Here is a 6756-nt window from a genome sequence, read left to right as displayed (position 1 = left end):
AAAACAAATAAAAACAATGCCAGTCAGGCTTAACTGACTGGCATTAGGCCAAATGGCCTCTCTTCTCATGGGGTGAGCAAGCGTGCTTATTTGACGCGCATGCCTGGCTGAGCGCCTTCCTGCGGCTCCAGGATCCAGAGCTCCTTGCCGCCCGGGCCTGCGGCCAGCACCATGCCTTCGGACATGCCAAAGCGCATCTTGCGTGGCGCCAGGTTGGCCACCATCACGGTCAGCTTGCCTTCCAGATCTTCCGTGTTGTAGGCAGATTTGATGCCGGCAAATACCTGACGGGTTTCACCGCCCAGATCCAGTTGCAGCTTGAGCAGCTTGTCGGCCTCCGGTACCGCTTCGGCCTTCTTGATCAGTGCGACCCGCAGGTCAAGCTTGGCGAAATCATCAAAAGAGATGGTCTCGCTGATGGGGTCGTCTGCCAGCGGGCCGGTGATCTTGGGGGCTTGCTCCTTGGCAAGGTCCTCCTTGGAGGCCTCGATCATGGCTTCAATCTTGGCGGGCTCGATGCGGGAGAAGAGTGCCTTGAACGGAGTCAGCTGATGGTTGGTCAGTGGCAGTGCCACACCATCCCAAGTGAGGGTTTCACCCAGGAAGGCTTCGGCACGTTCGGCCAACAGCGGCATGACCGGCTTGAGGTAGGCCATCAGCACACGGAACAGGTTGATACCGACTGAGCAGACCGCTTGCAGCTCGGCGTCTGCCCCTTCTTGCTTGGCCAGTACCCAGGGCGCCTTCTCATCCACATAGCGGTTAGCCTTGTCGGCCAGCGCCATGATCTCGCGGATGGCACGGCTGAACTCGCGCGATTCATAGGCCTCGCTGATGGAGGCGCTGGCATTGGCGAACTCGGCGTAGAGCTCGGGCTCGGCACAGGTGTCGGCCAGTTTGCCGTCGAAACGCTTGGCGATGAAGCCGGCGTTGCGGGAGGCGAGGTTGACCAGCTTGTTGACCACGTCGGCGTTGACCCGCGCCACGAAGTCATCCAGGTTCAAGTCCAGATCGTCGATGCGGCTGTTGAGCTTGGCGGCGTAGTAGTAACGCAGGCACTCCGGATCCAGGTGGTTCAGATAAGTGGATGCCTTGATGAAGGTGCCCTTGGATTTGGACATCTTGGCGCCGTTGACGGTCACATAGCCGTGCACGTTGACCTTGGTCGGCTTGCGGAAGTTGGCACCTTCCAGCATGGCTGGCCAGAACAGGCAGTGGAAGTAGGCGATGTCTTTACCGATGAAGTGGTAGAGCTCGGCGCTGGAGTCTTTGTTCCAGTAGCTGTCAAAGTCGATGTCGCCGCGCTTGTTACAGAGGTTCTTGAACGACGCCATGTAGCCGATGGGGGCATCCAGCCAGACGTAGAAGAACTTACCCGGAGCACCCGGGATCTCGAAACCGAAGTAGGGGGCGTCGCGGGTGATGTCCCACTGCTGCAGGCCGCTCTCGAACCACTCCTGCATCTTGTTGGCCATCTCTTCCTGAATGGCGCCAGAACCGCGCACCCAGCCGGCCAGCCAGGTTTCAAACTGCGGCAGGTCGAAGAAGAAGTGCTCTGAGTCTTTCATGACTGGCGTGGCGCCTGAGACGGCGGATTTCGGATCGATAAGCTCGGTCGGGCTGTAGGTAGCGCCGCAGCTGTCACAGTTGTCGCCGTATTGCTCCGGAGACTTGCACTTGGGGCAGGTGCCCTTGACGAAGCGGTCCGGCAGGAACATGGATTTTTCCGGATCGAACAGCTGGGTGATGGTGCGACCCTTGATAAAGCCACCGGCTTTCAGACGACCGTAAATCAGCTCCGCCAGCTCGCGGTTCTCGTCGCTGTGGGTGGAGTGATAGTTGTCAAAGCTGATGTTGAACCCGGCGAAGTCGGTCTGGTGCTCTTTGGAGACGGCCGCAATCATCTCTTCCGGGGTGATCCCCATCTGTTGCGCTTTGAGCATGATCGGGGTGCCATGGGCATCATCGGCACAGATGAAGTGCACCTGATGACCGCGCATTCGCTGATAACGAACCCAGATATCGGCCTGGATGTGTTCCAGCATGTGGCCAAGATGGATGGAGCCATTGGCATAAGGGAGGGCGCAGGTTACCAGCATTGTACGAGGATCAGTTGCCATATAGTCGTTCTTGATGTGCTTGTTGGGATGATACAGTGCCGTGCATGTTACCCGAATTGGGGGTAGCCTGCCTAGGGTTGTGGCGCTGTCCGCCCTGGTGCTCGCGCTGGTTGGCAAGCAGGCAAGCCACTGATTTGTGTGTGGTAACCGTTCACCTCAAGATAATGACAAGATAATGAGGAGTTAATGGTGATTGATTCAGTAAAACAGATCCTGGCCGAATTTAAACCGACAGGGTGGGGCCAGGATCTGGTTGCGGCCGGGTTTGTGCGCAGCGCAGCGCTGCAGGGGAAAAGCCTGACCATTGCGCTGGTGTTGCCCTTTGCCGGGCGTTCCCTGTTTGAGCAGATCAAGCAGGACTTCGATGTCCGGCTGCGCGGAGCCACCGGCGCTACTCGCATCGACTGGGTGTGTGACATCGAGGTGGCCAGCTTGCCGCGGGCGCAAGGGCTGGCAGCGGTGCAGGGGATCCGCAACATCCTGGTGGTCGCCTCCGGCAAGGGCGGGGTGGGCAAGTCCACCACGGCCGTCAACCTGGCGCTGGCGTTGCAAAAGGAGGGGGCGCGAGTCGCCATTCTGGATGCGGATATCTATGGACCCTCCATTCCGACCATGATGGGGACGCTCAAGGAGCGCCCCAACAGCCGTGACGGCAAGCTGATGGAGCCCGTGATGGCCTGCGGCCTCAAGAGCAACAGCATCGGCTATCTGGTGGATGAGCAGGACGCCACCATCTGGCGTGGCCCCATGGCGAGCAAGGCACTGGCCCAGATCCTGCACGAGACTCGCTGGGGCGAGGTGGATTATCTGGTGGTGGACATGCCGCCAGGCACGGGTGACATCCAGCTCACCATGGCCCAGCAGGTGCCGACCTCGGCGGCGGTGATCGTGACCACGCCGCAGGACGTGGCGCTGGCGGATGCCCGCAAGGGAGTCGCCATGTTCAACAAGGTCAATGTGCCCGTGCTCGGCATCATAGAAAACATGAGCTATCACCTCTGCAGTGCCTGCGGTCATCACGAGCCCCTGTTTGGGACCGGCGGCGGCCAGAAGATGGCTGAGCAGTATCATGTGGCACTGCTTGGTCAGCTGCCGTTGCACATTGATATCCGCCAGCACATGGATGATGGGCGCCCGACCGTGTTTGGTGCACCGGAAGGGAGCCTGGCTCAGGCCTATATGAAACTGGCTCGGCGAGTGGGGGCTGAACTCTATTTCAGCGGTAAACCGATTGCGACCCCCCTCTATACGGTGGCGCTGGATGAATAATCGGCTGTCGTGTGGTTGAGGTGGATTTGAGGGTGGGCATGGCTCACCCTTTTTTATATAATGGATCGGTTTAAACAATCCCCACTGCTCTTCTCTTTAGGTATTTTCAATGTCTGATACTCAACATTCGTGTGTGATCATCGGTATTGCTGGCGCATCCGCGTCTGGCAAGAGCCTTATAGCCCAAACCATTTATGAAGAGCTGGTGGCCGAACTGGGCGCGGGGGAAATCGGTGTCATCTCCGAAGATTGCTACTACAAGGATCAATCCCATCTGACAATGGAAGAGCGGGTCAAGACCAACTATGACCATCCCAGCTCAATGGACCACAGCTTGCTGGTTGAGCATCTTGGCTCTTTGCTCAAGGGGGAAGGGGTAGACCTCCCGCAATATTCCTATTCCGAGCATACTCGGATGGCAGAAGTAAGCCATTTTGCCCCACGCAAGGTGATCATTCTTGAAGGGATCCTGCTGCTGACCGACAGTCGCTTACGTGATCTGATGGATGCCTCCATCTTCATGGATACCCCGCTGGATATCTGCCTGCTGCGCCGTCTGGTGCGTGATGTGCAAGAGCGTGGTCGTACCATGGATTCCGTGCTTAAGCAGTATCAGAAGACGGTACGTCCCATGTTCCTGCAGTTTATCGAGCCTTCCAAGCAGTACGCGGACGTGATCGTACCCCGTGGTGGCAAGAACCGCATCGCCATCGACATGCTCAAGGCGCGTATCCGCCACATGTTGATTGGTTGAGATGAAACAAGCCGGGTGATGCCCGGCTTTTTTAAATGAACATTTTGTCAGGAGAGTCGCCCAATGCGTCTTTGTGATACCGATATTGAACGCCATCTGGATGAAGGCAAGATCGTCATTGAGCCAAGACCCGGTGTTGAGCGGATCAGCGGCGTCAGCGTCGATGTACTGCTGGGCAACGAGTTTAGAGTGTTTCGCGATCACACTGCCCCCTATATCGACTTGAGCGGCCCGAGTGGCGAGATGGCTGATGCCATCGATCGGGTGATGAGCGACGAGATCCACATTGCAGATGGGGAAGCCTTCTATCTGCACCCGGGCCAACTGGCGTTGGCGGTAACTTATGAATCCGTTACTTTGCCGGCCGACATCGTCGGTTGGCTGGATGGCCGCTCCTCCCTGGCCCGTCTAGGGTTGATGGTGCACGTCACCGCACACCGGATCGATCCGGGTTGGTCCGGTCGCATCGTGCTGGAGTTCTACAACGGCGGCAAGTTGCCGCTGGCGCTGCGTCCCAAGATGAAGATAGGCGCCCTGAACTTCGAGATGCTCTCCGGGGTAGCGGCACGTCCCTATAACAAGCGGGAAAATGCCAAGTACAAGAGCCAGCAGGGTGCTGTTGCCAGCCGTATGAATCAGGATTGACCAGCGGTGTTGCATGATCCGGTCGACAGCCGAACCGGTGGCAAGGTGTTAACGAAGGGTGCCATTGGCGCCCTTTTTTTTCGGGTTTGGCACGGATTGGGGCGACAGGGCTGCATGGGACGGGTGTAAAGGGGTAGGGGAGTGGCTTGCTTTCGCATGCCCGGTGTACAGATGTCGCGATTCTGTCGGTCGAAATCTGACGGTTAAGGTGAGCTAAACACAGTGTCGCCGTGCAAGATTGTGATGAATTGTCCCCATTTGGGGACTTTTTTTGTCAGCGTGGATCTGTTTAATTAATCGCAGACAAGCCTTGTGGTGACTGGCTTTAAGTTATTTTTTGATAGAATGCTCTTTTTTTTTCTTACTGAAATATTTCAACAGCGGGTATGGCACAACCAGCCTTCTGGCATAATCCGCCGCAACTCATAAACAGGTTCGTTTTTATGTTTGAAATGTTTAGTGGTTTGGGTTTGTGGTGGTCAATCGGTTTGGTATTGGCCGTTTTTTTTGTGTTGGCCTATGAGTTCATCAACGGTTTTCACGATACCGCCAATGCGGTAGCAACGGTTATCTATACCAAGGCGATGCCGGCTCACCTGGCGGTAGTCTCATCGGGGATCTTCAACTTTTTGGGTGTCATGTTCGGTGGTCTGGGGGTGGCCTATGCCATTGTCCACTTGCTGCCGATTGATTTGCTGTTGGGCATGGATTCCACCCAGGGTTTAATCATGGTGTTCTCCCTGCTGTTTTCCGCCATTGTCTGGAATCTGGGGACTTGGTTCCTGGGCATTCCGGCCTCCAGTTCTCACACACTGATCGGTTCCATTCTGGGGGTGGGCGGTGCCTATGCCTGGCTCAACCATCAGCCGCTGACTCAGGGTATCAACGTCGCCAAAGCGATCGACATTATGCTTTCCCTGATCATCTCCCCAACCGTTGGTTTTATCGTGGCAGCCCTGTTGTTGTTTGCCATGAAGCGAGTCTGGCTGGGCAGCAAAATCCACAAGACTCCGCAAGAGCGCCTGCTGGTGGATGGCAAGAAGCATCCGCCGTTCTGGGCCCGTCTAACTCTGGTCGCTTCCGCCATGGGGGTGAGCTTCGTGCACGGCTCCAACGATGGTCAGAAGGGCATTGGTCTGGTGATGCTGGTGCTGATCTGCATGGCCCCGGCCTATTTCGCACTGAACATGAACAGCCGTTCCTACGAGCTGGATCGTACTCAGGATGCCAACCAGCGCATCATGGAGATCTACCAGCGCAACCAGTCCGCGCTCTCTGGTGTTATCAACTTCTCTGCGCCGGCAACGGCTCAGGAAGAGCTGATGACCCACTGCTCCGCCGATGGCGTGCTGCAGGCGATGGCAACGCTGGATGCCCGTCTTGGCGCTGTGCGCACCTATCAAGAGATGGACCTGACCAATCGTCGGGAAGTGCGTCGCCTGCTGCTGTGTATTGACGACACCGCCCGCAAGGTGTCCAAGCTGCCGTTGCCGGCCAAGGAGTTGACCGATCTGGCTAAATGGCGCAAGGATCTGACTGCGACCGCCGAGTATGCACCGACCTGGGTGATCGTCTCCATCGCACTGGCGCTGGGTTGCGGGACCATGGTGGGTTGGCGTCGTATCGTCTACACAGTCGGCGAGAAGATTGGCTCCACTGGCATGACTTACAGCCAGGGCATTGCCGCCCAGATCACGGCTGCAGCTTCTATCGGTGTGGCCAGTTTGACCGGTATGCCTGTCTCCACCACCCATATCCTCTCCTCTGCGGTAGCGGGGACCATGGTGGCGAACAAGTCAGGCCTGCAGAGCCAGACCATCAAGACCATATTGATGGCCTGGGTGCTGACCTTGCCGCTTACCATGCTGCTCTCTGGTGGCCTGTTTCTTATCAGCCACCGCCTGTTTGGCGGCTGATAACAGCGCATATCCCAGACATTGACGAAGGGCCTACGGGCCCTTTTTTCAT

The 6756-nt window shown here is 57.1% G+C and carries 5 protein-coding genes; 4 read left to right on the top strand and 1 reads right to left on the bottom strand.

What is annotated here, in order from left to right:
* Nucleotides 1–86: 86 nt before the first annotated feature.
* Complete coding sequence (gene metG, locus AAC083_RS09280) at nucleotides 87–2120, bottom strand: methionine--tRNA ligase (RefSeq protein ID WP_108536421.1); 2034 nt, start codon at nucleotides 2118–2120, stop codon at nucleotides 87–89.
* A 186-nt stretch (nucleotides 2121–2306) separates the two neighbouring features.
* On the opposite strand from metG, the gene apbC reads away from it, so the two are divergent.
* The 4 genes from apbC (at nucleotide 2307) to AAC083_RS09260 (ending at nucleotide 6704) form a co-directional block, all read left to right on the top strand.
* Entirely contained in the window at nucleotides 2307–3389 is a 1083-nt protein-coding gene (gene apbC / locus AAC083_RS09275; protein WP_108536420.1) for an iron-sulfur cluster carrier protein ApbC, read from the top strand.
* 109 nt (nucleotides 3390–3498) lie between these two features.
* Nucleotides 3499–4143 (top strand): uridine kinase, encoded by a 645-nt coding sequence (udk, locus tag AAC083_RS09270; RefSeq protein WP_042037723.1) that lies wholly within the window; start codon nucleotides 3499–3501, stop codon nucleotides 4141–4143.
* Between the two features lie 63 nt (nucleotides 4144–4206).
* The gene (gene dcd, locus AAC083_RS09265) at nucleotides 4207–4788 is read left to right on the top strand and encodes a dCTP deaminase (RefSeq protein ID WP_108536419.1); all 582 of its coding nucleotides are present in this window, start codon (nucleotides 4207–4209) and stop codon (nucleotides 4786–4788) included.
* Nucleotides 4789–5231: 443 nt separating this feature from the next.
* Complete coding sequence (locus tag AAC083_RS09260; protein ID WP_108536418.1) at nucleotides 5232–6704, top strand: inorganic phosphate transporter; 1473 nt, start codon at nucleotides 5232–5234, stop codon at nucleotides 6702–6704.
* Nucleotides 6705–6756 lie beyond the last annotated feature (52 nt).

Source organism: Aeromonas sp. HMWF014, assembly GCF_963878295.1.
GTDB lineage: Bacteria > Pseudomonadota > Gammaproteobacteria > Enterobacterales > Aeromonadaceae > Aeromonas > Aeromonas popoffii.
This window is presented reverse-complemented; position numbering and strand designations above follow the sequence as displayed.